This window comes from Arthrobacter sp. 2MCAF15, assembly GCF_052115605.1.
In the GTDB taxonomy this organism is placed as follows: Bacteria; Actinomycetota; Actinomycetes; order Actinomycetales; family Micrococcaceae; genus Arthrobacter.
This window is the reverse complement of the sequence record NZ_JBFRGZ010000018.1, coordinates 14,459-40,422: the sequence shown is the minus strand read 5'-3', so window position 1 is coordinate 40,422 and position 25,964 is coordinate 14,459. Positions and strand designations below refer to the sequence as shown.

The following is a 25,964-nucleotide window of genomic DNA, read 5'->3' as shown; positions in this document are numbered from 1 at the left end:
TCCCCAGGGCGCTAGCCGACAAGTGCCGTGGGGGTGTTTTCCCTTGAAGTGAGTCGCGCAATGATGCCGTCGAGCAATTTGCGGAGTCCCCACATGTATTGCTCGGTAGATATATCCGGCCATGGCGCCTGCAGCGGCGGCCCCGTTCCCGGACCCCGAAACCCACGAACAACCCCTGCCCCGGGCCCAGTGGATAACTCGGGCACCGGTGCCGCGGTGGTCTCCATCTGGGCCCAAGACCCCCGGCACCGCTCCTTCGCCGCCTTCTACCTGCCGCCCGCGGGTGGCATCCGGGTGCTGCAACCCGAAACCGCCGGAATTAGCATCATGAACGAACCAGACCCCCTATCCCTCGTCCAGTACAGGCTCTGGGAGGTCCGTGAGGGACAGATCCTTCGGCTGGCCGGCTCCAGCTTCGCCGTCGTAGCCAAACACCGCCGACACCGGCTGGTCCACCTCGACCTGGAAGCAGACGACGGGGCACACGCCACATTAATAGGGGTGCCCGGCGCCCTGGTCCGACTCGGCGAGAAAGCGACGCCGAACCCGCTCTAGACACCCGCCCCCATCCCAGTCCCGCCCCATCACCAAGCGAGCCCTGCCATCCCCGCCTACCCCACGGCCGGAGGCCTGAACACGAGCGCCCGCTAGAACGAAGCATCCACACTGATCGAAAACTGATCCGCGGCCCTTGAATTGTTCTTTCCGGCGGGCGCCCGTGTCGGTCGCTCCGGCCCAGGCCGGCCCGGGCGAGCTCCCACGCCACCCACCACGCCACACCCGCCCAGTGCGGGCGGATAGCCGCAGCCCGCCCATTCGTACCCCCACGCCAGTGGTAACGGCAGGAGTTACCGATGAAATGACAGTCCCTGCCTGTTGCATCCGGAAAGCAGCGTCGGGACCCGGCGGCCTTATCCGTCCATGTCCCCGTGCGCCCCTTCAGCGAGCCGCCGTTGGGCCTCGAGCTTGGCGGCCGTCCCGGACACCACGGAGGCTCTCCGGGTCCATCAGGTTTGGAGAGCCCGCGGAATCTCCGCTCCGGACTCTTAAGTGCTGCTCTGTTGAGGACGCCTGACTCTCAGCCCGGTCCGGGCCGCAGTAAGGGCGGCGGCAAGCCGGGCGGCGTCCGTTGCCCGCTTCTGGTCCGTAGGTGGCACGGTGCCGGCCTCGCTGGTGCAATTCAACAGTGCTGCAGTGACTTCGGGGATCAGGTCCGGGAATTGGCTGGACCGGTAGCCTCCGTCGGAGGGGTTTTCGGAGTGGTCGAGGGTTGCGGTGACAAGCAGGGCGGCCTGCGTCCTGGTCGCGGTGCCGAGTTTCGTCAGGATGGTCGAGACCATGTTCTTCACGGTTTTTTCTGCCAGAAACATCTCCTTGCTGATTTGGCGGTTGCTCAGTCCTTTCCCCAGGCCGATCGCGGCAGTCATTTCCTGTTTCGTGAGAGTCAGGAGATTCTCATCCGGGCGCTGTGGCTGGAGCAGGAAGAACGGGGCCACGATCGCCGGATAAAAGCGGCCGCTGTACGCGGTGTGCCCGGCCAGGGCCCGTCGGATGAGCCTGAGCTGTTCGCTGCCCTCATCGTCTTTGGACAGGCATCCCCACGCGCCGGCCAGAATGGCGTCGATCAGCACGGCCTCGCCGCCCTCCTCGGTCATCAGCACACACCGGATCCGCGGGTCCGCCACGGCAACGGCACGGCACACCTCGGCACCGGAACCGTCCGGAAGGTCATCATCAATAATGACCAGCTCCGGGCGAAGGGCAGGAATCCGCCGGACCGCTTCGCGCGCGGATCCGGATTCCCCGGCGATGCCGAGACCATCGAACTCCAGCAGCTGGCGCAACCCCCGCCTCACGACCTCGTGATCGTCCAGCAGGTATACGCCCCGACCGACAAAAGCGGTGCACGGACGGAGTTCCGGGTCAGCCATCATTGCTCCGTTCCCTAGCCCCAGGGTGTCAGTCGGGTATCTCCATTTGGAACCCGCAGCTGCAGTGCAGGACCCTGGTGCGCAGGTACACCTCCAGGGGGCCTTCACCGGTCAGTTCCGTTGAGAGCGTGGCATGGATGCTGCGCTGCTGGGATCCGGCCATTGTCATCGGTTCCCCGCAATGGAGGTAGTTGCCGCCGAACTGAAGCACCCCAGATCGTTGGCCCGGCCGGTTCAGGACCACAGCAACATCCCCCACCGAGGCGGTGTGGGCGTAAAAGAAGTCACATTCAACGCAGGTGTACGCGACGTCGACCAGCCCCATGCGCGGTGGCCGGAGGGTGTCGATGGATTCGATGATCAGGTACTCATCCGTCTGGCATTGAGCGCACCAGAGCCGCTGCCCCTGGGACCCGCTGGACGGCCCCGGTTTGCGCGGATGGGAAACGGTAGACATGACAGACTCCTTTGTCCGGGAAAGCTGGCCCACATCCAGCGGCCCCGCTTCACTCGTCGTGCCCCCGTGAATCAGGCTAACTCCCGGTCCTGACACTGACAAGGAACCGGCCAGCCGAGGGGGCCATCCCTGCACCGCCGCCCGCTGGGTCAGCCCACCCGTCCGGAGCCGCGGGACGAGCCAGGCTCCGGGGCCCACTTGGAACCGTTGACCGATACAAACCATTGCCCCCTGTAAATTCACCCACCGGACCAGGCCTTCGTCATTGCTTGCTGCCAGGTTCCAGGGACAAGGGACGCCCTCAAGGCCCCTGCGGACACTCACGTCCGCTCCATGATGCGCCTCGAAGTCAAGGCGTATGCTCCGGTTGACAGTCGCAGCCCGGCATCCTAAATTTTCTATGTGCCCGGCCACGCCGGGACGGTTTTGCTTCACCCCTTGATAGCTGTGCCAGCTGAGCGGCTACGCCGCCGGACGCAGGAGGCCAAGATGTTGAAGTCACCGCTGCACGAGTTCGTCAACGACTGCATTGCCCGGAATCAGGACGCTGACGGGCTCACCCTTGAAGAGCTGTACGGGCTCTACCTCAGCTGGTGCTCCCTCCGGAGAACCCCGGCCGCTCCAGCCAGAACTTTCAGAGCCGGGCTGCGCGCAGCGAACATCCAGCCCGACCGCCACCGCGGCCTGTGCACCGGGCTGGCGATGACCGGCCCCGCTGCCTGCAACTACATCCTCCACCGGGAACTCCCCCTCGCAACGCTCCCCCAGGAGAGCCAAAGCAGCGTCGACGACGGTATCACCCCGATCGGCCGGAAACCGGCGGAAGGAAACGGCCCGGCAGCGGCTCCGGCCGCCTAGAGCCCGGTCCGTTTCCTCGATCCGTCGGGGAACGCTGGCGCTCCCAGGCGTTGCAATATTGTGCCTTTTGCCCAGAAAGATCGTGTGCGACGATGCGGTCATGAGCGAACACACCGAACCCGGGCCGGCACAACGTGCCGCCCCGTGGATGCGCCGCGAGGACCTGACCACACACCAGATGCTCACCATCGGGCAACGGCGCGCTGCCGCTGAGGAAAAGCTCGCACGCCATCTCAAGGAAGCACACCACCTGGCCGGGGAACACCCTCCGGCCACGGAAATATCTCCTGACGTATAACCGGCCACATCAGCTCCGCCGTACGCCGCACTGGACCGGTCAGGCGCCGGGTGCGGGCGGCACGGGGACCCGAACCGAACCTGCCCGATCCCTTTAAGGGAACGCCTCGTGCCAAAATACGCAGACCAGCCAGGGCGCAGAACCAGCATTTCCATCCGCAGACAAACAAGGGAGACTCTCATGTTGCTTTGGATAGCCATCATTATCGCTGTTCTCTGGCTTCTCGGCCTGCTCGGAGGCATCGGCGGTGGGCTCATTCACCTGCTTCTGGTAATTGCCGTGGTCGTCCTGATCTTCCACTTCCTCCGCGGCAGGTCCCGCGTGTAAATACGAACGATGCTCCCGCCGCCGCCGACTTGCCGGACAGACCACAGGTGCCGGAAGAGCGTCCAGCGTCAACAACGGTCGTTTGACTAGTCGCCTTGAAGTGGCTTCCATGGGCCTCTGACCGCCGAGGGAGTAAGCATGAGAACTCGGGTATCCGATCACAGCCGGCAACTCTCCCGTATTCTCTCAATCCCGAACAATTCGCTGTTGTGAGACCGCCTTTTGTTGGACGGCATTTCGAGGCAGCGGCGGCCCTTGTGGTGCCGGGAACTCCTGAGGCCCCGTGCGAGCCGCCGCGTGTCTCATCAATCGATCGTATTTGAGATGCCAGATGAGTGCTCGATGCCGCATCCAACAGGCCACCAGCGGGCACCGCGACCGCAAGGCAAACCGCTCTACGCCGAGCGGCGCACCCTCCATGCCGGATGCGTCAGAAACGGCGACACGCGCAGGTTCCGCACAACCGGACGCTTGTGTTACGGGAGTGACTGGTATTCCAGACAGCGAGGTGACCACAATGTGGTTATGGACCCGATTGATCCAGACTTGGCGCTGGCCTTTACCAGCGCCGCAGCCGTCGGTTCGTCGATGATCTGGGCATTCCGCATCGACGACGCGAAAGCCTGCACGCGGCTTTGCCGCAGAATCCTTCTCTTCGCAGCGGCTCCCCCGCCCTCAGACCTGGCCGGGATCGTACGCGCCCTTTCCGGCCTGGACAATGTCCTGGCCGCCTTGGGTCTCCTGACCCGCCGTCTGGCCCCGCTCGGGACCGCGGACGCCATACACCTGCGCAACGCCGAGGCCGCCCTCACGTCGCTCCGCGATGTTCTGGGCCCCGGCTCGACTGCCGATTTTCACCCCGCCTGCACTCTGGCGGGCTCCCGTCGGCAACTCACGGGAACCCGCCCATCAGCTGTACCGGCACGGCCGGGACGCCCTGGCACCGGCCGAACTGTCCGGCCATCGTGAACAGGGCGCGCTCGTAGCAGGATGCACAATGCCCCCGTAGGAGCCAGGCCCCGGCCGGCAACCCTCTGTTCCGAAGGTTTGGGCAATGGCAGAGACATCAACTGTCACCGGGAATTCGCTGCCCAACCGCCGATAACAACGCATCTGTCGCGTGTCATGTTGAGTTTTCAGACCTTCCATCTGCGTGGACCAAGTCCACGTACGGTAAATTTTTTACACATGGATTTGCACATAGATTATGTGGAGGTCCCACTCAAACTTGAAGGTCGGTGACTACAATCAGCCGCTTCTCAGATGGTCCGCCAGCCGCTCGTCAAGGACGCTATGAGCTACGTGAACCAGATTCCCTGTCCCAGGACCAGAGGGTGTTGTATGACAAGATCATCAACGGACCCCGGAAAGCGCAAAGGGGGCAGGTTCCCATCGCCGATGACCGCGGATGCCTGCTGGGTCCTTTCGGGCTGATGACGATCGCTCCGGTGGTGGGTGAAGCCGTGCAATCGGTCGGTTCGGCACTGCGGTTCGGTAGCGGCTTGAGTCCGCGGATACGGGAAATTGCTATCTTGGTGATCGCTGCCCGTTTTCGGAGCGAGTTCGAGTGGTTTGCCCACGAACCTGCCGCCAGCGCGTCAGGGATCGCAGAACACCAACTGGACCAGCTGAAAGCCGGCTCCATCCCTGAGGACCTCTCCTCGGAGGAGGCACTGGCCGCTAGCCTCATCGAGTCCATGCTGGCGCAGCACACCCTCACCGATGCCGAATACAACGCCGCACTGCAGTCCCTTGGGGAACAGACGCTGGCCGAACTGGTCTGGCTCTGCGGCTACTACTCCATGCTTGCACTATCCCTGAATGTGTTTGCACCCGAGAATCCGTTGGCCGCCGGCCGCAACATCTTTTGAATTTAGGGTGCTAATTCGTGGACCACGCCTGCCCGTGTGACTGCACCAGGCTGAAGGGGGCTCCATGACGAGCTGCTCGGGCGGCGGGCCGCACTYGATTCCCACGTCGATTCGTCCACACCTTCCCGGAATAAATCCGTGGAGTTGCGAGAAGGCAGATGCGCTCGACAAGCGACTATTCATAGCTGGCCTGTGCCACAGTCGGCTTCTTAGCGAACGCTGCCACAGGTTCTTGACTCGTCTGCTCGCCAGACGGTGTGCTTGCTAATGTCGAGCAGCTTCCGCTCGCCGAAGTCCCTGATAATCCATACAAGTCCTTGTTCGGGGAAGGTCATGTCGACCCACCCGCACCAAAGTTCCCAGGTTTCGTGATCTCTCACGGCCATGCGGTGGCCGGGGGGCAAGGGACAGGAAGATTTCGATTTCGCATCGTGTTAGCGAATCTTTAGACCATTCCCCGACCCTACGTCGAGAGCGGCCGTATGCAGCGAGCAGGCAGAACGGCGGGCAGCCGGGCATGTCATCCTAAGTATGCTGCCGGTCGGCGAGGCGGACACATTGCTGTGGCCTTCGCTCATCGCAGCTCACTCCCCCATCTTTCGATTGTCACGCCCGGGGGAACGTCGCTGTTCAGACGCGCTTCATAGCGATCCGGATCCAACCGCGTTACCGAGATGCCGACCTGTTGAGCCATCGCCGCAGGCTTCAGAAGATCCACCGCTTCATTTAGGGCGGCGTCTAGTTCCATTCGAATTTGAACGGCTATGACGAGACTGCCGGGCGCTAGTTGCATGGTCATGAATCCTTACTCTCATGGCGGTGAAACGTACTTTGGACGGGGCAGATCCCCTTGCCGTCGAGGGAGGAGCGGTAGCCTGCCTGCGTGGTCAACAGGAATCTTCATCGAGGCGGCCGGTTGGCCCCTGCGGAGCTCAGGGAACTGGGTTTCCAGCAGAAGGAGCCGGACTGTCGATTGCCAGGTTTCGGCGGCCATTTACTCAGACAGTCCAGGCATGGTGGCTTCAACGTCTTCCAGGGATCGCTGAACCACGTCTGGCCGGCTATGTTGTCGGAGCCTTGAGCCGGATCCGGACGACGCCTTTACGATCTCAACCCTGCGGCCGGTCTTGACGGAATGTTCGAGGATCAAACGGCTGGATCAGAGCCTAGACTCCTCGTGCGGTAGGTGCGGTGCGCTAGTGCTTCTTTTCTGGGTTTAGCCGTCAGTTCCTGCCCGGTCGCGGCCGTGGACGTGGTCACCTCGCTGGCGCTGTCGTCGTGCAGCCAGCCTTCCGTTCTTGCCGGTTGGTCAGCACCACACCATTGGTCAGTCGGCCCTGTGCCCGGGTCGGGAATGAACCGGGCGACTCGAGTTTCAACTTGCCAAGTCGATGGGTAGCCCCATCCCCTGGCGCACGGCGGCGTCATATAGGAGACGGCCGATGGCCAGATCCTGCATCCCAATGCCTACTGAATTAAACAGCGTGATGTCCGCACCGTCCCGGCGGCCGGGGCGGACGCCGGCAACAACATCGCCGAGCTCGGCACGGACATCGCCCAGTGCCATGGCGCCCTCGATCACGGCCATCAGCAGGTCGCCCGACTTTTGAACGGCAGTGTCCATGGAGTCGACAAAGACACCGGCTCTGGACATTCCTGCTGAATCAATCTCGCGGTGATTCGGGCGAGGACGCGCCCCGATGGCATTGATGTGCAGACCTGGCATGAACCATTCGCCGGACACGAGCGGCTCTATTGACGGTGTGACGGTACAAAGCACGTCGGCAGCCTCGACCGCGTCCCTAACAGTTCCCGCGGTTACGACTTCGACGTCGAGGTGGGCGACGGCGGTGCGAAACGCATCCACTGTTGCCGGGCGGCGGGACCAGACAACAACGGTGTCAATGGGGAGCACGGCAAGCATCGCCTCAACGTGGGTGACTGCCAAGGCGCCTGCGCCGACCATTCCCAGCGTTGAACTCTCCGGACGGGCCAGGTGCTTTGATGCGACGGCGCTGGCCGCCGCCGTCCTGATGCGGGTGGGTACCCGTCCGTCGAGTACGGCCAGCGGTTCCCCGGTTTCCTGGTCGGTGAGCAGGATTGTCGACCGTTGAGTCGGGAGTCCGACCTTATCGTTTGACGGGATATCCGCCAGAAGCTTGACGGCGGCCAGCTTCTGGAAATCTGCCAGGCCACCCATGAGCACGAAGCGGGAATCCGACGACGGTACGTGCATGGAGACCGGACTGGGCTGGTTCGCAGTTCCAAGGGAAATGTCCCGGAATGCCTGCTCGACGGCGTCAATGGTGGCATGCATGTCCACCAACTGTTCCAAATTCGAAGCTGTCAGCACAAGAGTCATGGGAATAGCTCGTTTCAGGCTAGGGGAAGTTCTTAATGGACCGTGGATTTCAATTGGCTCGCGGCAAATCTCCGCGTTGGCGGTGTGAAGCCGTCACACCTTCAGCCGGCGCCGGTGCGTCGCCGAAAGGGCTTCCGGCCTTCCGCCCTGGAGGCGTAGCTGGCCAGCTCGGGCGCCGAGGTGGGCCCAACCGCTGCGAAAGCGACGGCGCGGAATCCTCTGATCGCCGGGTGCCGGCACATGCCAGCACCTGCGAGATGCCACAACACCCCGGGAGAGCGGCGGACCAGTCTCCCATCTCCTTGACCAGCAGACCGGTGCCGCAGGGACCGGCCGAAGCTGCAGCACGCTCACCCGCGGGCGGGGAGCGTGCTGCACGCGGCAGGACGGTTGGCAGCTTTGGCGACGGTTTGCGGGCGGACACGGATGTCAGGCGCGCCGACGGCTCGGCAATGCGTTAAACGACGCAGTTGCGGCAAGCACCCGAAGCCGGCCACCCCTTGTTCGCACTCGTGTGGGTGGCTAGTCAGGGGCATCGGCTAGTTCGTTCAGAAAGTCCGGTCCGCCGGCTTCCGCAATCTCGGGTGATGCGCTCGTGGGCATCCAGGTTTGCAGGAATCGAAGAGTCCGCTGCCATGCCAATTCCTTGGCCCCGGAATCAAATGAGTTTCGCTCGTACGTCGCGAAGGCGTGGCCGGTACCGGGGTATAGGTGGAAGGCCGCTGTCTGTTCAGCGGAGAACGATTCCTCGATGTTGTGGCGGGCGGCGGGTGGACAATAGTGGTCATTCTCCGCGAAGTGGAACAAGACCGGGCAATCGATCTGGGGTGCCAGAGCGCTCCGGTCCTGGACACCTACGCCGTAGTAGCTGACGGCGCAGTCCAGCTTCAGCTCTGCAGCGCTGAGGAATGCCAGGCCGCCGCCAAGGCAGTAGCCCAAGGAGCCGACGGCCGCTGTCCCGCGGCGGGTACGACGTCCCCAACTGACCGTCGCGGCGATGTCGTCCAGCACTGCGGCGAAGTCCAGCCCGTCACGCAATTTGATGGCGTGGTCAAAGTCCGAACCGGCGTAGGCCAACTCTACGTCCTTCTCTTGTCGTGCAAAGAGATCGGGGACTACGGCAAGGTAGCCGGCATCGGCGAACTCCTGGGCCATGGTGCGCATGTATTTGTTGATGCCGAAGATTTCGTGGAGAAGGACAAGAACCGGGGCACGCTCCGCCGAATCGGGAGTCGCGGTGAAAGCCCGGAACTCATGGCCGTCCGCAGCGGTCAGCTTGATGTATTCGGTCGCGTTCACAGTGCCTCGCTTTCCCAGTAGTTTTGGTGCACGTCACGGGAGGCAGAGCCGATGTCAACGTGGCGGATGGTGGGTGGATCGTCTCCGGCTGCCAGCGCATCGGCGAGGCCTATGGGCACCATGCGGACCGGGGAGGCAGGGCCGCACAGGGCTGCCAGTTCGTCAGCAGCCAGGGCGTAGACCACTGTTCCGATGCCTGACAAGTAGATCGCGCCTGCGCACATGAGGCACGGTTCAGCACTCGAGTACATGATGCAGTCCCGAAGGAAAGCGGGATCGTGGTTCACGGTCACGGCACGCAGTGCGTTTGTTTCGGAATGCCCGGTCACGTCACCGCTGGTCACGGCGTTGTTCTTGGCACCGACGATGACTTCACCGGATGGGCCCACCAGCAGTGTGCCGAAGGGCCGGTTGCCGGAGTCTCTGGCACTCCAGGCGAGCTGGACTGCCTCGTGCAGATACGTTTCGTCCTGCAATCTGGATTTCTCGGAAATCCAGGCGGATGGATTGTTCATGGTTCTCAGCCAGTCTGTTGTGGTTGAAATTTCTGTTGCTGCTTTGGCGGCTCTTCCGGTGGCGGCAGGTGCCGCTCCGCGGAGGCGAAGCTATAGGGTGGCGACGGCCGTTGCGTAGCTGAGCCTGGGAAGGCGCTCCTCGCGCCAGGCATTCGCGGCTGGGTGGCCGATGTTCACAACGAGGATGCTGCGCTGGTTTCCGTCCGGGAAGAACTCGCCGTCGACTCCGGCGGCGTCGAATCCGCCCATCGGGCCGGCGGCCAGCCCCATGGAACGTACGGCCATGATGAAGTACCCGGCCTGCAGGAACGCGTTGTTGTTCCCTGAGGCTGCCCGGGCCTGCTTATTGGCGACGAACCGGTCCCTCAGATGCGGAGCGTGCGGGAATACTTCGGGTATTTTTTCGTGCCAGTTTGCATCGAAGGCGAGGACGGCCGTCAACGGCGCCTCCAGCGTTTTGCGTCGGTTGGGTTCCGTCAGGAACCGTGCCAGCCTGTTCCGGGCTTGTGCGGAGCGGAGGTAGGTGATCCGCAGGGGCTGGTTGTTGAACGCCGTCGGCCCCAGCCTGGTCAGCTCGTAAATCGCGCGGGCTTCGCCGTCGCTGACGGTTTGGTCTGAAAAAGCGTTGGGTGTCCTGGCGTCCTGGAACAGTCCGGCGACGGCTGCCTGGCGTTGCCGGATCCCTGCCGCGTCCACGGTTTCAGTCATGGTCTGCATCCGTTGCCCCGGCGGTTGCAGGTCTGCGGACGAGTTTGAGGATGTGGGCGCGGAGTTCGGCGAATTCACGGGTGGATTTGGTGCTGACCTGGTCCCGCGGGTACGGCAGGTTGACGGGGACGATTTCGGTGACGCTGGTCGGGGTGCCGGAGAGGACGATCACCCGATCGGCGAGGTAGACGGATTCCTCGATGTCGTGGGTGACCAGGAGGATGGTCATGCCGTATTTCGCCTTGATGGTGTGGGTGAGGTCTTCCAGATCCGAGCGGGTTTGGGCGTCCACGGAGGCGAAGGGCTCGTCCATGAGCAGGACGTCGGGTTCGTAGGCGAGGGCCCGTGCGATGGCGACGCGCTGCTGCATTCCGCCGGAGAGCTGCCAGGGGTGCTGGGCTCCGGCGTCCGGCAGGCCGACGCTTTCCAGCGCGGCCTGGACCCGCAGTGCCCTCTCGGTCTTGGACAGGCCGGGGCGGCCGCGCAGCGGCAGTCCGACGTTGTCCGCCACGGTGAGCCAGGGCATGAGCGAGCGGCTGTAGTCCTGAAACACGACGGCAAGGCGTTGCGGTGGCGCGACGACTTTCTCTTCGCCCAGGTAGACGGCCCCGGAGGTCGGGGGCATGAGACCGGCGAGGCAGCGCAGCAGGGTTGTCTTGCCGGCGCCGGAGGGTCCGACAATGCAGACAGTCTCCTGGCTGCGGACCTCGAAGGTGACGTCCCCGAGGATCTGCCGGGCCGCGGTGCCTGTGCCGTAGGTTTTCGAGATCGCCACGGCCGAGAGGGATGCGGCGTGGACGGGGGTGGTTTTGACTGTGGTCATGGTTATGCTCCTTGGGCGGTGCCGCGTACGCCGCGATGCCAGCGCAACAGGCTGTGTTCTACGAATCGGAAGAGGATGTTGGCGACGTAGCCCAGCACGCCCAGCAGCAGGAGCGCGGCCCACATGACGTCCATCTGGAACAGTCGGGCGGACTGGAGCTGGAGGTAGCCGATGCCCTCGGTGGAGGCGATGTACTCGCTGGCCACGATCAGGATGATGCCCAGGGAAACGCTGATCCGCACGCCGGCAATGATCTGCGGGGACGCCGCCGGGAGCAGGATTCTGAAGATGTAATCGGCCGGACGGATCGTGTAGCTGCGCGCCACTTCCTTGACCAGCCCGTCGACACCGAGGATACCGTCGATGGTATTGAGCAAGACCGGCCAGAAGGCGCCGAACACGATAATGGCGACTTTCATGTCAGATCCGATGCCGAAGATGAACAGCGCGACCGGCAGGATGGCGACGCCAGGGATGGCCCGCATGAATTCGAGCACCGGCTTCACGGCGTTGTAAACGCGCGGAAGGGTGCCCAGAGCCAAGCCGACCGCCACGCCGGCGAGCACCGCGATCCCCAGGCCCAGCCCGAAGTTCTGGAGGCTGGGCAGAATGTCGGAGGCAAAGCGCGTCGACAGGACTTCGCCGAGCTTCGCCACGATCCGGGGAAGCGGGGGGAAATACAGTGAGGTGCTCCCGGCGCTGCCGATCCACCAGGCGGCAAACACGGCGATGGGAAGCCAGATCTCGGTGAGGACGGTTCCGGATTTAACAAGGACCTTGTTCATGCCGTTTCCTCCCGCACCGAGGGGTGCCAGTACAGCACAGCCCTGGAGACTTTGTTGAGACCGAAATCCACGCAGACACCCAGCAGCCCGATGAAGACCACGTAGGCGTAGGTCAGGGTCAGGGCGCCGCCGGTCTGCGCCAGGGCCATGTCCAGCCCGATGCCCGGAGCCGAGCCGAGGATCTCACTGGAAATCGCCAGCAGCAGGCCTACCACGGCAGAGATCCGCATGCCGGTCACCAGATACGGCAGCGCAGAGGGTGCCAGGACGAACCGGGCCGTCCGCAGTCCCGTCAGGCCATAGGAGCGGGCCGTGTCGACCAGGACCCGGTCCGTGTCCCTGACCCCGTAGGCGGTTTGGATCATGATCGGCCAGAACGCCCCGTAGACCACCAGAATGATCTTCATTTCCATCGTCGCGCCGAACATCAACGTGATCAGCGGAATCACCGCCACCGAGGGAATGGTCCGCATGAAGTCGATCAGCAAACGAGAGGAGTTATACAGGAATGTCACCCGTCCCAGGAGCATCCCGATGGGGACGCCCGCGACCGCGGCGATCAGCACCCCGATGGCCCAGCTGGCGATGGTCTGCAGGAAAGATGTCCAAAACGCAGGATCTTGGAACAGTCCCGCCAGGGCGCCCAGCGTGGTCACCATGCTGGGGAACACCGAACCAGGCAGCAGCCCGGTCCGGCTCCCCAGCTCCCACGCCACGAGCACCCCGGCGACCACCAAAAATCCCGGGGCCGCGCGGAATCCACGCAAACGAAGAGCCGCCATTATTAGCCTCCCGGCACGACAAGGGTATCGAGATTGATCTCGCCCTTGACGAACCCGTACTTGATCATCAGGTCAGACCAGATGCGGATCCGGTCTTTGTTGAGATCAGCTTTGAACACCGGAAGCTGCATGACGGCTGCCACTTCCTTGGGCGTCTTGCTGAAAGTCGGCAGCGCATCCCGGACAGCCTGGGGGTTTGCCGCGGCGAAAGCGGTTCCTTCGTTGAGGCCTTCGATGAAGGACTTCGCAGCCGCATTGTTGTCCTTCAGGAATGTTTCCGTAGTGACAACGGTGGACTGGGCCGCCTCGGACGTGGCGATCGCGCCGGGAGACATCAGGTACTGCGCGCCACCGGACTCGGCGGCGTTGGTGAACGGCGAGATGGAGCTGATCGCGTCAACCTGACCTGACTTGACCGCGTTGAGCATGCTGTCCAGCGGAACTTCGAGGAACTTGATCTGCTTGGTGTCCGCACCGCTCTTCTCCAGTGCGGCCCGCAGGGACAGCTCACCGCCGCCACCCAGGGAGCCAACGCCGATGGTCTTCCCGTTCAAGTCCGCGGGCTTGGCGATGCTGCTGCCGGGAGCGACGTAGACCTTGCCGGTGTCCTCGGCGGGGTTAGACGTCGTCACGGTCGTCGTGGTTACGGCACGGACGGGCACACCCGCGGCGGCACCCTGCAGGATGTCGGCTGTTCCGATCAGTCCGAACTGGGAGGCGCCGGAGATCAGGGAGGGAAGACGCGCCCCGGGGGTGGGCGCCAGCGCGACCTTCACGTCCAGACCCCGCTTGGAAAAGAACCCTTTCTCGATGCCGAGGTAGAGGGGTGCGGCATCAACGATCGGCGATACGACCACGGTGATCTTGGTGGTCCCACCCGCAGTGCTGGCCGCCGACGGGCTTCCGCCCACGGAACAGGCCGACGTGGCCAGGGCCAGTGCCGCTATTCCGGCCGCCATACTGATTTTGGATGTCTTCATAATAAGTTCCTGTTCTGATACGCGAATCGGACCGGGTAGGAGTAGTCGCTTCCAGCAGTTTGCGCTGAAGTTCTTCCGGACACGGCTGATGGATGTAACGTTCTGACTTTTTGCTTTCTGGGACTGACGGCTCGAGGCAGATGGCGAATTTGGCTTACGCCGGCTGGTATCCCCCGATTTCCCTCGTTACTAGCTGTGCCGCGTGGCACAGGGCTTCGAGGTGATCGCGGACAGAAGCCATGGGTTGGTCTGCCAGCCCGGTCATCGCCAAGGCGAGAGCGACGTTTCCGGCCCGGTCGAACACCGGAGCGGAAATGCTGTGCACTGACTTGGCTGATTCAAGGGGATCGGTCAGCACATCCGTACCTGCCGCCACTTCGGTGAGAATGGACTGCAATTGCCGCTGGCTTGACGGGAGCTGTCCCTTCGCTGCGATATGACCGATGAGGGATTCGACGTCGCCGAACTTTTCGTGGGCCGCCGTGGCTGCCCAACCGCGTTCGCGGATCTGCCTAAGCTCCCCGATGAGCCCGTGCCGTACTCCCGGATCCACCGTGGTGGTTGATCGGGACAGCCACGCCTGGACCGCTTCGGGGCCGGCCCAGGCGACAAATAGCGCTCCCATGGGCGGCAGGAACGGCAGGCGCAGACCCACCTTGTTATGCCCGGCTCCGGACCCCTCTGCACTGGCGTAGACAAGCTGGATGATGCTGTCCCCCACCACGGTCGTGGCCACGCACTCAGCCGCGAAACGCTGGGACAGCCTTTCGAGGTGCGGCCTGGCACGGTCGGCGAGACTCAACTGAGCCGAGATGCCGTCCTCGGAACCGGCCAGCAACGAGAGCGTGGAGAACCGCCCGTAGCCTCCTTGGAAGAAGAGCAGCGGAGGGCTGGGCTGCTCGGCGGAACTGAGGTTCTGGACGGCACCGATGACGATATCGTGGTCTCCCGCTTCGTAGGTCGCCGACAGCTCACAGTCAATCCAGGCGATTGCGCCATCCAGGACGGGAGCACCGGATCCGGCAGGGCTCCACCCGACGTCGGCGAACTTGTCGGCACCGCGCCGGGCGAAAAGCCTGCACAGGTCATCCTGGTCCGAGCCCAGTACATTGACGCAGAACTTGCCGATGCTGCGGATCCGCTGGTAGGTCCCCGAATCCCGTGTCGGCAGAAATGCCACCAGCGCGGGGTCAAGGGATACCGACGTGAACGATCCCACGGTCATTCCGATCGGGCCATTGTCCGGGTCGAATGCCGTAATGACACAGACTCCAGTGGGGTAGTTCCCGAGGACACCGCGGAAGTGCTGCGGATCTATCCGGGCTGCCGTAACTGTCATGAGGGTTCTCCTAAGCTCGAGCTGATCCAGTTGCCCGGAGCTCAGACCATCCGCCGGTTGTCCAGGGTTTGCAGTCCCAGAATGTACTCACCATGCATTTCAAAGCCTGCTTCTCCGAGCACCCCGTGGGCGAGGATCGTGTTGATGTCGCGCAACAGTCGCGAGAGCACGGTGTCATCCGCAATGGCCTGTGCGCCGGCGTGCCGGAAGGCCCTTGTGATGACATGGTTGGCAGTTTTTCCGGCAAACGAGGCTGACGTCTGCATGAGGTCCAGCAGCTCCAAATCCAACTGGCCCCCCTGTGAAACAGCGTCGCGTCCTTCCTTGAGGGCCTCGTGGACCCGCCGGTTGACGTCGAGGGCAAGGGCGCGGGCCGCACTGAGCTGAGCGTCCAGCTCCCCGATTTCCCGTTGGAACCAGGACGACTCAGCGAGGCTCTTGGGTGTACCAATGTTGATGCGGCTCCCCCGCCGCTTGGTGGGAGCCATTGCGATGATTTCCTCGAGTGCCCGGCGGGCTGCTCCGAGGACCATGCCGGGGTGCATTTGCAGGACATATGGCACCATCCCCAGCCGGGCCAGGGGCGTATCAGTACGGCGGGCCGTGGCCATCGGGTTGAAAATCATAGCCTCGGGAACGAACACGCCGTTAACCTTGAAGGCGGTGGAGCCCGTCGCTTTCATCCCGAGAACCTTCCACTCATCCAGGATCTCGATGTCGCCTACGGGGATCAGCGCCGTCCGGCGTTCCGTGGTGCCGCCCGGGCCGTCGACCAGAAAGGCGGCAGAGACGAAATCCGCGTGGTGGATGCCGCTGACGAAGTCCCATTGCCCGGTAATCAGGTATCCGCCGTCGGTCTTTTCGGCGGAACCTGGGCGCAGCGAGCCTGCCTTCAAAGGAAGTGAGTCCTTGAAAAGCTCCGCCGCCTGTCCTGCGTCCAACTGGGTGGCAAGCTGCCCGGCCCCTTCGAGGAGGATGGCGGCGGTCCACGCCGTGCTGGGATCGACCATGCCGACCTGTTCGATGATCTCGAAGGCCGTCACGGGATCAACTTCGTTGCCACCAAGATCGTCGGGGGTCATGATCCCCAGGACGCCGGCGTCCCGAAGAGCCTGAACGGTGTCCGGGGCCAGGTAACCAAGGCGCTGTGATTCGGCAACCCCGTCTTCGAGTCTCTGGCGGATACCCGTCACTTGGCCGAGCGCATGCTCCCGGCGCTCGGCCAGCCCGGTCGGCCAGCTCGTCCGGCTGATCGCTGTTGTCACAGTCATGCTGTCCCACTTTCGTCTTTCTTGCCCTGTCTGGACTACTCCAAATGCTCCGCTGTTTGTGATGTGCATCGCATCACTGGAAGTCCGTATCTTTGCCTTACCGGCTCGGTCATGGGGGTGGTCCGTGTCACAGTGGGTTAGGACTTAGAAGAAGTGAGATGTTTCCCAGCGGCCAATTTCCGGCCGGCGGCATGCCATAGAAGAGGTGATATGGGTTTCAAAGACTGGACCGTACATGGCAGGGAAGCAGAAGTTAGTGCAGTTCTCGACATGTTGGCCGACGGGACCCGGTTGGTGGCCTTGGTGGGGTCGGGCGGCGTGGGTAAGACGGCAGTTGCCCGGAAAGTCCTGCAATCCGTCGCCCAACGCGACAAGACGAACACATTTTGGTTCGACATGGAGGCCCAGGCCGACGAGCAAGAGGGTCTCGCCGCCATAAGCGATGGGATCCGGGAAATGCTGAGGAACAGACCGGAGGCGTCAATCGACGGACCGCAGCTGCTGGTTTTGGACGGAGCTCCTGGCGCCCCTGATCTGGGCGCGCTGGCCGAGGGCCTCTTGGACTCGTATCCGGGACTCCAGATACTGACCACGTGCCGCCGGCTTATCAGGCTTCCGTTCGCCCGCACCGTTGAAATTCTCCCTCTTCCTGTGCCGGAAGATCCTGCAGAGTCCGTTGACGTGTCTGGGTTTGTTCAAGATGTGGCCGTATTGGCAATCTTTGCTGATCGTGCCGCGACCGTTGCACCGAGGCTCAGTCTGGATCGCCCAGCTGTGGCTTCGATCCTCGCCGTGTGCAGGAAGCTCGGCGGCCTGCCCCTGGCCGTCCACCTCGCTGCGCTACGAAGCTGTGTACTAACACCGGACGAAATTCTTCATGAACTGGATGATCCCTTCCGCTTTTTGACGGACGACTATTCGACAGACGCCCCGGCCCGCCATCGCTCCATGCACGCGTGCATCGATTCGAGCATGTTGTCACTTTCAGCAACGGAGAAAGCCGTCCTGGCGTCAGTGGCCGCTTTCCCTCATGGGTGCACTTTGGATTCCCTGCGCTGCCTCCAGACCCCTGAGGTTGAGGGCATCGGATCAGACCCGGCGTTGCGGATCGCGTCCTCACTTGCGGAGTGGCAGCTACTGCAGGCGGGCCCTGCTACGCCTTCGGGAACCCGCTTCACCACGGCACCCCTAATTCGTGCCTTCGTGTCCCAGTACATGGAAGCCCCGACCGTCATGGTGCGGCAGATCTCAGAGGCCCTAACCCGGCGCTTCGATTCTTTAGCCTGGGTGAAAGGAACGGACTGGGACCATGCCGGAGCCTGGGTTGATGACGAGTACTCGAACCTGAAACAGGTCATCTCCCGGTCGATTGCCGGAAATGACACCGCACTCCCGGCAACGATTGTCCACGGCCTATTTCGATACTGGCGACACCGGGGAATGATCGAGGAAGGCCTGGTGATAGCCGAGATGGTGCTCGCCGCGGGAGGTGCGAGTGTCTCTGACGATGCCAGAGTCCTTGGCGTCGTCGGCGGCCTCCGGGCACATCTGTCGTCCTACACCAGCGCCTACGCCGAGCTGGCCCGTTCCGTGGAGCTGTGGCGGAAGATCGACGATCCGAAAAATCTAGCCGGGGCACTGGTCACGTTTTCTGCTGCGGCGCAAGAAGTCGATGGGGTCGCTGCTGCCCGCTCCGCCCTGTCCGAAGCCATGTCACTGTTCGAAATCGTCGGGGACAAATGGTCTTACGCCCGCACKCTGGGGTTGCTCGGGGCCGTCATGGCCAATGATCCCGGTGAGTTGGAATTTGCTCGGAAGTGTCTGGAAGATACGTCTGCATTATTGCTGGCGCTCGGGGATCGAGGGGCGGCGAGTTTGCCCATGGAACATCTCGGTCGGATGCTCATCGAGAGCGGAGATCTGGATCAGGCCTTTCCCGTGCTTGAGTACGGGCTCAGCGAGAGTCGAAGCTTGCGGGATCCGCTCCACACATCGGCTTACCTCAACTTGCTTGCCTGGGGGGAATCGTTGATGGACAGACCTGCACGGGCCGCGGGCCACTATTTGGAGAGCCTGCAGATCGCCGTCCGACTCGGGCTAAAAGCCCGGGCCGTTTGGTGCCTTGAGGGGCTCTCTGAGGTTCTTGAGAATCTGGGTTCCCCCGATCTGGCAGCCACGGCGGAGGCATCCGCACGGATCCTCCGCGACGATCTGGGCCTTGAGTACTGGGTGGAGTTCTGTTGCCCGAGACGGCCCTCGCGGCCGGCATCAGAATCGGTTTCGCGCGCCGCGCAGCTAGTTCGGGCCGGCGGCGCAGCATGGCCACCGGATCGGGTGCTGAACCGCGTAACGGCGCTCTTGGCAGACTTGGCGGAGACTGGCGCACGTGCAGTCGCAGCCAACAGACGCGAACGGCCCGACGGGCTCACACCGCGGGAAGTAGAGATTCTCGGGCTGGTGGCCGGTGGTCTCACCAGCAGAGACATCGCTGAACGGCTGGTCATTAGCATCGACACAGTGGGCCGGCACATCACCAATATTTATCGCAAGATAGGCGCCCGTGGCCGGTCCGACGCGACGTCGTATGCCTTCCGGATGGACCTCGTGCCGGACGTCGCGTAGCCGCACTCGGCCACGGCGCGAGGTGGCGTTGCACGCTGGCTCCGCTCCTCGGCTTTTTCGCTGTCAGGAGTTCATCCACTGGTACGTTCCGTGCCATTGGTCCGGGAAAAGCCTCCTGCGCGCCTACGTTGGTTGTTTACGCATCGAGCGTCAGTGATATGCCGCAATCTGTCAGCAAAAGTCCCTACTTTCAGTGATTCCGTCCGTCTGCTTCTCGAATAGCCTGTGAAGAGCCGGTACACCGCCGGGAGGGCTGGCTACCGGTCCGCCTGTCGGGTGTGGACGATCTGCCGCGATATCACGCGCGAGCTAGCGCCCCGAAACCTCCTCGGCGGCCTCCTGATCCCTCGAAAGGACACAATCGTGAACTACGCCAGCTACTCCGCCACCGACGGGACGCCCACTTGGGGAATCATTTCCGACGGAACAGCCTACGACCTCGGGCCATCGGGACTCAACCTCGCACCGACCATGCGTGCGGCCATCGAACAGGGCATTTTCGGTGCTGTGGGCGACGCCTATCTCCAGGCACCGTCCCGCCCCGAGGAGGATATTTCATTCCTCCCCGCTATCCCGGATCCGGGCAAGATCATCTGTATCGGGGTCAATTACCGAAGCCACCAGGAGGAGGCCGGTAAGACCGAGCAGAAGGCCCCCACTGTCTTCACGCGCTTCTCCGATTCGCAGATGGGCCACCTCCAGGCCGCCGAGATGCCTGCTTCCACCACCCAGTTCGATTACGAAGGCGAAATGGCCCTCGTGATCGGCAAAGAGGCATTCCACGTTGACGAGGAAGATGCCTTCGACCATGTGTGCGGCTACGCGGCCTACAACGATTTCAGTGTCCGCGACTGGCAGCGCCTCACCTCCCAGTGGATCCCGGGAAAGAACTTTCCCGGGACAGGCGCCTTCGGCCCCTACCTGGTCCCGGCCAAAGACCTCGCCGACGTCACGCAACTCACCCTCGAAACCCGCGTCAACGGCGACACCCGGCAGAAAGCCTCAGTAGCTGACCTCTACTTCACTATTCCCCAGCTCATCGCCTACGTCACGGGCTTCACAAAGCTCTCCCCCGGAGATGTGATCGTGACCGGCACCCCCGGCGGCGTGGGACTGTTCATGCAGCCCTCCGGTCTCCTGTCCCCGGGCGACGTCGTCGAGGTCGAGATCACAGGGCTGGGCACACTGCGCAACACGGTCCAGGCGGTGTCCTGACCATGAAACGATGCAGTTCCACGATGGAAGAGGCCTAGCCTGCGTGCGGTGCGTTTCCGTGTCCCCGGCGGACCGGAAACCCTGTGCGTGGAAGAACTCGCCGATCCGGTTCCGGAAGCCGGCGAAGTCCTTATCGACATCGCCGCCGCCGGCCTGAACCGGGCGGATGCCCTGCAACGCCGGGGCCGCTACAACCTGCCTCCCGGCGCCGGCGACATCTTTGGCATGGAAGTCTCCGGACGGATCGCCGGGCTAGGTCCAGGGGTGACGGGTTTCAGGACCGGGGATGACGTGGTCGCGCTGCTCGCATCCGGCGGCTACGCCAGCCTCGTGGCAGTCCCGGCGGGGCAGCTCCTTCCTGTTCCATCCGGCGTCGGAATCATCGACGCCGCCGGAATTCCGGAAGTCGCGGCTACCCTCGTCTCCAATGTCGTCATGACGGGTTCGTTCCAGGAGGGTGCGACAGTCCTGATTCACGGCGCCACCGGTGGCATCGGCACGTTCGGAATCCAACTGGTCAAGGCCATGGGCGGACGCGTTGCCGTCACTGCCTCCACCCCGGAAAAGCTGGAGGCCGCCCGGGCACTCGGCGCCGACATCCTGATCAACTACACAACCGAAGACTTCGCTGACGTCGTTGATGGTCTCGGCGGTGCGGACATCATTTTGGACACTGTTGCAGGTCCCTATCTGGACCGGAACCTGCAGGCACTGGCTCCCTTCGGAAGGATCGTCTCGATCGGGATGCAAGGCGGGGCGGAGGGGCCGCTCGATTTCTCCAAATTGATGAAGAAGAAGGCCTCCATTCACGGAACGCTCCTCCGTGACAGACCAGCCTGGCAGAAGGCCGAGATCATGACCCGTACGAGGGAAATAGTCTGGCCCCTGATCGAAACCGGTGCCATCAGGATCACCACGGACACCATATTTCCGCTCTCGGACGTGGCATCGGCGCATGCCTACTTCGACTCCGGAAACCACGTCGGCAAGATCATCCTGGACTGCAGCCTCTGAGACGGGATAGGGGCCCGGAAGCATTCCGCTTCCGGGCCCCTTCCGCGTGCGCCCTGGCGGCTACGGCGCCGGGTTGGCGGGCGCGAGCCCGTGGGTCCGGAAATCCATCGGGCGGTAGTTGCTCCACATGTTGTACCAATTCTCGTCTTCGCCCCACACAACCGGGGGACGATTGGGGTCATAGATTTGTTCCAAGTCCGTGTAGAGCTCGATGACGTTGCCGGAGGGTTCCACGAAATACGCGGCAATGTTGTTCCCTGCGCCGTGCCGTACCGGTCCCCAGATGAGCTCGCGGCCGAGTTTATTCAGACGATCACCCAGTTTTCCTAGATCGGCAATGCTCTGCGTCTGCCAGGCGTGGTGGTGCAAGGTTCCCTTACCACGGACGAGGGCGATGCCGTGGTGGTCCGGGTTGCAGCGCATGAAGTAGGCGTAGTCGTCACCAATGACGTCAGAGAGGCGGAAGTCCAGCACTCGCTGCAGGAATCGCATCATTCCCCCCACGTCGCGGGGATGGAAGTTGAAGTGGCCGTAGCGGTCCGGTCCGAAGGACAGCTGTGAAGCTTTGTCCTCCTGCATGCCGATGTAGATTTCGAACACAAAACCTTCGGGGCCGACGAACGAGAAGCCGTCTTCAATGCCGGCCCCGCGAGGTTTCTCGCTGACTATTTTGAATCCTTCATCTTCCACGCGGCGTCGGATGGTCCGCAGTGCGTCACCGTTGACTGCAACGAGGCCAAAACTGTCAACGCCATCAACATCAGACTCGACGTACACGAGTTCGTGATGGACGTTGCCGGCGGCGAGATAGACGGCATCTGACGTCCGTTCCGTCTCGCGTAACCCGAGGATCTGTGTAGCGTCGAAAACAGACTCCTCAAGTTTCGTCGTCTGTATTCCCACATGTCCCATTGCGTTAATCAATCCCCAAGACATCTTCGTCTCCTATTCGTAGGTTGGCTGTTCTGAGTTTTTGCTGCTGAGATTTGGGCGAGGAAAGCCGAACCCCGTTTTTCGGGTCTGACGACGTCAGCCCTTGAAGACCTGCGTGGATTGGCGCGATGCAATCCGCCACTGCCCGTCTTCGTGCCGGTAGACGTCCTCGTACTCACCGACGGCAAAGACCTGCGCGACCGGCTGCCCCGACCCGGAGTGCATGAAAAGTGTGTAAGGAACGGTGCCCCGAACTTCGTCCGGCCCGCTCCACCGAAGTCTGGGCAGCCCGAGAATGGTCCGGGAGGTCTTGTCCTGGGCCGTCCTGGCGCGCGCAAAATCATCCAACTCGGTCTTTCCGCGGCGTTCGTTCCCGGCAGCGATAAAGACCCCCTCACCGGTGAAGAGGTCTCCAAAACCGGCCGGAAGCCCCCTGTCCAGCTTCCAGTTGAACTCAATTACCAACGCGGTTAGCTGCGCGCGCGTCTCCTGATCAACTTCCTTTTCCCTCGACATCTCACTCCATTCATAGAAACCAATGCGACCGGACGATCTCCCAACCGTCCCTACTAGCAATCTATGAAAACGCTCACGCTGTCCGCTTCACAGGAATTCGGGATCTTCGGTCCGTTGGAAATCCTCCGGCTGCAGAAGACCGAACCGTCCGGCTGGGGCTATGACGACGCCCGGCAGGCCGCCACCGCGACCAGCGTAAGGACGCAGCCATTGCCTTGCTCCGCATCGCGGATCCTGCTGCCCGCGGAAGAATCCTTCCGGCCAAAGCCAGGGCCTCACCGGCACGGTTGGCTGCACTCATCAAGGAACACATCCCGGCTCCACCAAGCCCGATACACAAGCTTGGAGCACCGTAGCTCCACCTGCATGAGCAGCCCCGAACCTTAAAAGCCGCCAGGAGCAGGCCAAGGACCCGTCGTTGGGAATGGCGGCTAATGCACAGTTGGGAATGGTGGTTCCGCCGGTACTGCTGGATTCCGCCGCAGGTACTGGTACACCGTTTCCCGGCTTAGGCCGTAGTCGCGGGCGAGCTGGGATTTAGGGGTGCCGGCGGCAGCGCGCTGGGCCAGTTCGGCAACCATCTCCGGGCCCAACGTTCGCTTGCGCCCCTTATAGACCCCGCGCTGCTTGGCCAGAGCGATGCCTTCGCGCTGGCGCTCCTTGATCAGGGAGCGTTCGAACTCGGCGAATGCGCCCATGACCGAGAGCATCAGGTTCGCCATCGGAGAGTCCTCGCCTGTGAACACCAGGCTCTCCTTCACGAACTCGACCTTCACTCCCTTGCCGGTGAGTGTCTGCACCACCGAGCGCAGGTCATCCAGGTTTCTGGCCAGCCGGTCCATGCTGTGCACGACGACGATGTCTCCGTCCCGCACGAACCCGATCATCTCCGCCAGCTTCGGCCGATCGGTGTCCTTACCCGACGCCTTGTCCGTGAATACTTTGTCCAGGGCCTCGCCCTCGAGTTGGCGCTGCTCGTTCTGGTCCAGTGTGCTCACCCGCACGTAGCCGATGCGCCGACCTTTCACCGGGAACACTCAACCTTCGCCACGAACCCTTAACTGTCAGGTTGGATTTTAAGAGTTTCCGCCGCCTGTGTCCATAAATAGGATTGCGGCCCTAACCTGACACGCATCAGTCGGAAGTCCTGACGTCCGGCTGGGGTATACCCCAACCGGACAGCCTTTCTGCTAGAGGAGCGCCATTGATCGTCAGTCACTCTGCGCGCGAAGCGGGGAAATCACTCCGGGGACTTACCGGACGGACTCAAGCGAGGCCGTCTTCCACAGTGCCGATTGACTCCGCTGAGGCGCCGGACCTGGCACCCGCTCCCCCAACCAAGTACCCAATTTCTGCTGCCTGCCACGGCGGCCGAGGAGGCCCACTCGATGCCGACGGACTTCATGACCCACGGGCATGACGAGCTGATGCACTCCCCGGCCACGACCGGTAGCGCCTAAGTCTCCAGGGGCCTGCCGCGGGGAACACTGCCTGGGTCTGCGGTGAACAAGTTCCCTTCGTTGTACTGGCGCTCCAAAGCCTCGACCTCACGCTCCACGGCGGCGAGGATGAAGTCCGAGAGTGTTCTGGATCCGGTCAAGTGACGGGTCGCCATGTACGCAGATCGCATCCGGGCGCCCGACTCCTTCGACTGGAAGAAGCTGGTCTTCCGGTACTTCTTCTTTTCCGGCTCCGCCGGCTCGGGAGCCGGTTGCTGCAGAAGGGCTTGGACCTGCTGCGGAGCGTGCTGCACCGGCTGGACCGGTGGCATGTAAGTGACAGGTTGTGGCTGCTGAACCGGCGCTGCCTCCATCGACGCCGGTGCAGGTGCAGCTGCGGCGGAGGTGGGTGCCTGCTCGGGGTCTGCCGCGGAGGTCGGCACGGAGTGCAGTGTCGCCGGCTGTGGATCCGCAGCCGGCTCATTTGCCATGCGCGTCATGTCGGCGATGACGCTGGTGTTCCGTGCCTTGCTCAGTCCGCCGCGTTTCCGGACGGCGTCCAGGGCGCTGGGGGTGCCTCCGCGTTCCGGGGCGGGTCCTGGGCGGTTCATGACTCTGCACCTTTCCAGATCTGCGTGGCCAGCTGGACCAGGTCGGCCCGATGCGGGGCGGCTTCGGAGCCCCATGCCCGCAGCGGCTGCGAGGCGGCCTGCGCCTTGGCGAACACTTCGCGGTCCTGAAGCATCGGTTCGAAGACGAGGTCACCGAAGTTGGCGTTGATCTTCTCAATCCAGTGCATCTGGTCAGCGCGCTTCTTCTGCTTGTTGACGATGACACCCAGAAGCTCGATGTTCTCGTTCAGGTTCTCCTGGACTTCGCCGATGGTCGTAACGATTTCGGACAGTCCCTCCACTGAGGCGACCCGGGGCTCGGTTATCAGAAGGGCATGCGTGGCTGCCGTCAGGGCGTTGACGGTCAGAAGCCCCAGCGAGGGTGCGCAGTCGATCAGGACGATGTCGTACTCGTCCGCGACGCCCTTCAGGGCGATCCGCAGCCGGTGTTCGCGGGCCATCATGGAGTCGCGTTCGCGGGATGCCAGGTTGCGTTCGGCCGCGATCAGGTCGAGTCTCGGGAAAGATTCATTCTTGTCGACCTTTGGTTGCCAGGCCTCCCCCGCCGGCATGATGGCGTCGCCCGCGACCCCCGGCATGATCTTCTGGTTGTTCGACTCGTCGCCGTAGAGGACATCGTTGAGGGTGAACTCCGGTTCCGTCACGCCCAGGGCGGACGTCACGTTGTACTGCGGGTCCGCGTCGATGACTAGTACCTTCTTACCGAGCGTTCTGGAAAAGACCTCAGCCAGGCCGGTCACGAGGGTCGTCTTGCCGACGCCACCCTTTTGGTTGCAAACCGCGATGATTTTTGCCGACATGTCTGGGGTACCTTCCGTTGCACTGCTGGTAGAAAAACGGTGCGGCAGAAGGCCCACGTGTGGCGGGAACTCATCGGGCCGGCAACCAATGAGACCAGACTAGCGGTGCTCCTGGGGTCTGCCCGGACGCCACGCGGGAGTGTTGGCGCAAATGGTTCTTTTCACGCGTATCCCTCCTTTGGAGCAA

At 62.9% G+C, this 25,964-nt stretch carries 27 protein-coding genes; 8 read left to right on the top strand and 19 right to left on the bottom strand.

Annotated elements, in window-relative coordinates:
• Positions 1-189: 189 nt before the first annotated feature.
• Positions 190-555 carry a hypothetical protein gene (locus AB4089_RS18080; RefSeq protein WP_441410658.1) on the top strand — a complete coding sequence of 122 codons (366 nt, stop codon included), beginning with the start codon at positions 190-192 and terminating at the stop codon, positions 553-555.
• A gap of 491 nt (positions 556-1,046) precedes the next feature.
• Here AB4089_RS18080 and AB4089_RS18075 read toward each other — a convergent pair whose 3' ends face one another.
• Together AB4089_RS18075 and AB4089_RS18070 are read right to left on the bottom strand one after the other, a co-directional pair.
• Positions 1,047-1,934 carry a response regulator gene (locus tag AB4089_RS18075; RefSeq protein ID WP_441410657.1) on the bottom strand — a complete coding sequence of 296 codons (888 nt, stop codon included), beginning with the start codon at positions 1,932-1,934 and terminating at the stop codon, positions 1,047-1,049.
• Positions 1,935-1,959: 25 nt separating this feature from the next.
• On the bottom strand, positions 1,960-2,388 hold the full coding sequence (locus tag AB4089_RS18070; RefSeq protein WP_441410656.1) for a hypothetical protein: 429 nt from the start codon (positions 2,386-2,388) through the stop codon (positions 1,960-1,962).
• Positions 2,389-2,877: 489 nt separating this feature from the next.
• Here AB4089_RS18070 and AB4089_RS18065 point away from each other — a divergent pair, with 489 nt between their 5' ends.
• The 3 genes from AB4089_RS18065 (at position 2,878) to AB4089_RS18055 (ending at position 3,871) form a co-directional block, all read left to right on the top strand.
• A complete protein-coding gene (locus AB4089_RS18065) occupies positions 2,878-3,246 on the top strand; it encodes a hypothetical protein (protein WP_441410655.1) in 369 nt (122 codons plus the stop codon).
• Positions 3,247-3,346: 100 nt separating this feature from the next.
• On the top strand, positions 3,347-3,544 hold the full coding sequence (locus AB4089_RS18060; RefSeq protein ID WP_441410654.1) for a hypothetical protein: 198 nt from the start codon (positions 3,347-3,349) through the stop codon (positions 3,542-3,544).
• 180 nt (positions 3,545-3,724) lie between these two features.
• Entirely contained in the window at positions 3,725-3,871 is a 147-nt protein-coding gene (locus tag AB4089_RS18055) for a lmo0937 family membrane protein (RefSeq protein ID WP_441410653.1), read from the top strand.
• A 675-nt stretch (positions 3,872-4,546) separates the two neighbouring features.
• Here AB4089_RS18055 and AB4089_RS18050 read toward each other — a convergent pair.
• On the bottom strand, positions 4,547-4,729 hold the full coding sequence (locus AB4089_RS18050; RefSeq protein ID WP_441410652.1) for a hypothetical protein: 183 nt from the start codon (positions 4,727-4,729) through the stop codon (positions 4,547-4,549).
• A 674-nt stretch (positions 4,730-5,403) separates the two neighbouring features.
• Here AB4089_RS18050 and AB4089_RS18045 point away from each other — a divergent pair.
• Positions 5,404-5,742 (top strand): hypothetical protein, encoded by a 339-nt coding sequence (locus tag AB4089_RS18045; RefSeq protein ID WP_441410651.1) that lies wholly within the window; start codon positions 5,404-5,406, stop codon positions 5,740-5,742.
• 574 nt (positions 5,743-6,316) lie between these two features.
• On the opposite strand, the gene AB4089_RS18040 is transcribed toward AB4089_RS18045, so the two are convergent.
• From AB4089_RS18040 to AB4089_RS17990, 11 genes are all read right to left on the bottom strand, one after another.
• Positions 6,317-6,541, bottom strand: coding sequence for a hypothetical protein (locus AB4089_RS18040; RefSeq protein WP_441410650.1), 225 nt, complete (start codon positions 6,539-6,541; stop codon positions 6,317-6,319).
• Positions 6,542-7,117: 576 nt separating this feature from the next.
• Complete coding sequence (locus AB4089_RS18035; RefSeq protein ID WP_441410649.1) at positions 7,118-8,104, bottom strand: ornithine cyclodeaminase family protein; 987 nt, start codon at positions 8,102-8,104, stop codon at positions 7,118-7,120.
• A gap of 522 nt (positions 8,105-8,626) precedes the next feature.
• Positions 8,627-9,403 carry a dienelactone hydrolase family protein gene (locus tag AB4089_RS18030; protein ID WP_441410648.1) on the bottom strand — a complete coding sequence of 259 codons (777 nt, stop codon included), beginning with the start codon at positions 9,401-9,403 and terminating at the stop codon, positions 8,627-8,629.
• A complete protein-coding gene (locus tag AB4089_RS18025; RefSeq protein WP_441410647.1) occupies positions 9,400-9,918 on the bottom strand; it encodes a nucleoside deaminase in 519 nt (172 codons plus the stop codon). Before AB4089_RS18025 ends, AB4089_RS18030 begins: the two co-directional genes overlap by 4 nt.
• 90 nt (positions 9,919-10,008) lie before the next feature.
• Positions 10,009-10,626 (bottom strand): malonic semialdehyde reductase, encoded by a 618-nt coding sequence (locus AB4089_RS18020; RefSeq protein WP_441410646.1) that lies wholly within the window; start codon positions 10,624-10,626, stop codon positions 10,009-10,011.
• Positions 10,619-11,449, bottom strand: a complete 831-nt coding sequence (locus tag AB4089_RS18015) for an ABC transporter ATP-binding protein (RefSeq protein ID WP_441410645.1) — start codon at positions 11,447-11,449, stop codon at positions 10,619-10,621. Before AB4089_RS18015 ends, AB4089_RS18020 begins: the two co-directional genes overlap by 8 nt.
• A 2-nt stretch (positions 11,450-11,451) precedes the next feature.
• Positions 11,452-12,234: an ABC transporter permease gene (locus AB4089_RS18010; RefSeq protein WP_441410644.1), complete on the bottom strand. Its 783-nt coding sequence runs from the start codon at positions 12,232-12,234 to the stop codon at positions 11,452-11,454.
• Positions 12,231-13,016, bottom strand: a complete 786-nt coding sequence (locus AB4089_RS18005) for an ABC transporter permease (RefSeq protein WP_441410643.1) — start codon at positions 13,014-13,016, stop codon at positions 12,231-12,233. Before AB4089_RS18005 ends, AB4089_RS18010 begins: the two co-directional genes overlap by 4 nt.
• 2 nt (positions 13,017-13,018) lie before the next feature.
• Positions 13,019-13,996, bottom strand: a complete 978-nt coding sequence (locus AB4089_RS18000; RefSeq protein ID WP_441410642.1) for an ABC transporter substrate-binding protein — start codon at positions 13,994-13,996, stop codon at positions 13,019-13,021.
• Positions 13,997-14,150: 154 nt separating this feature from the next.
• Positions 14,151-15,335, bottom strand: a complete 1,185-nt coding sequence (locus AB4089_RS17995; RefSeq protein WP_441410641.1) for a flavin reductase — start codon at positions 15,333-15,335, stop codon at positions 14,151-14,153.
• A gap of 41 nt (positions 15,336-15,376) precedes the next feature.
• Entirely contained in the window at positions 15,377-16,606 is a 1,230-nt protein-coding gene (locus AB4089_RS17990; RefSeq protein ID WP_441410640.1) for an acyl-CoA dehydrogenase family protein, read from the bottom strand.
• Positions 16,607-16,816: 210 nt separating this feature from the next.
• Between AB4089_RS17990 and AB4089_RS17985 the strand changes: the two genes are divergently transcribed.
• The 3 genes from AB4089_RS17985 to AB4089_RS17975 all read left to right on the top strand — a co-directional run bounded on the left by AB4089_RS17985 (position 16,817) and on the right by AB4089_RS17975 (position 21,457).
• Positions 16,817-19,228, top strand: a complete 2,412-nt coding sequence (locus tag AB4089_RS17985) for a LuxR C-terminal-related transcriptional regulator (protein ID WP_441410639.1) — start codon at positions 16,817-16,819, stop codon at positions 19,226-19,228.
• Between the two features lie 363 nt (positions 19,229-19,591).
• Positions 19,592-20,443, top strand: coding sequence for a fumarylacetoacetate hydrolase family protein (locus AB4089_RS17980; RefSeq protein ID WP_441410638.1), 852 nt, complete (start codon positions 19,592-19,594; stop codon positions 20,441-20,443).
• A gap of 39 nt (positions 20,444-20,482) precedes the next feature.
• A complete protein-coding gene (locus tag AB4089_RS17975) occupies positions 20,483-21,457 on the top strand; it encodes an NAD(P)H-quinone oxidoreductase (protein ID WP_441410708.1) in 975 nt (324 codons plus the stop codon).
• A 60-nt stretch (positions 21,458-21,517) separates the two neighbouring features.
• On the opposite strand, the gene AB4089_RS17970 is transcribed toward AB4089_RS17975, so the two are convergent.
• From AB4089_RS17970 to AB4089_RS17950, 5 genes are all read right to left on the bottom strand, one after another.
• Positions 21,518-22,393, bottom strand: coding sequence for a VOC family protein (locus AB4089_RS17970; RefSeq protein WP_441410637.1), 876 nt, complete (start codon positions 22,391-22,393; stop codon positions 21,518-21,520).
• A 93-nt stretch (positions 22,394-22,486) separates the two neighbouring features.
• Positions 22,487-22,906 carry a nuclear transport factor 2 family protein gene (locus tag AB4089_RS17965; RefSeq protein ID WP_441410636.1) on the bottom strand — a complete coding sequence of 140 codons (420 nt, stop codon included), beginning with the start codon at positions 22,904-22,906 and terminating at the stop codon, positions 22,487-22,489.
• Positions 22,907-23,337: 431 nt separating this feature from the next.
• Positions 23,338-23,934: a recombinase family protein gene (locus tag AB4089_RS17960; RefSeq protein WP_441410635.1), complete on the bottom strand. Its 597-nt coding sequence runs from the start codon at positions 23,932-23,934 to the stop codon at positions 23,338-23,340.
• Positions 23,935-24,362: 428 nt separating this feature from the next.
• The gene (locus AB4089_RS17955; RefSeq protein ID WP_441410634.1) at positions 24,363-24,956 is read right to left on the bottom strand and encodes a ParB family protein; all 594 of its coding nucleotides are present in this window, start codon (positions 24,954-24,956) and stop codon (positions 24,363-24,365) included.
• Positions 24,953-25,777, bottom strand: a complete 825-nt coding sequence (locus AB4089_RS17950; RefSeq protein ID WP_441410633.1) for a ParA family protein — start codon at positions 25,775-25,777, stop codon at positions 24,953-24,955. The genes AB4089_RS17955 and AB4089_RS17950 overlap by 4 nt, the downstream gene beginning before the upstream one ends.
• Positions 25,778-25,964 lie beyond the last annotated feature (187 nt).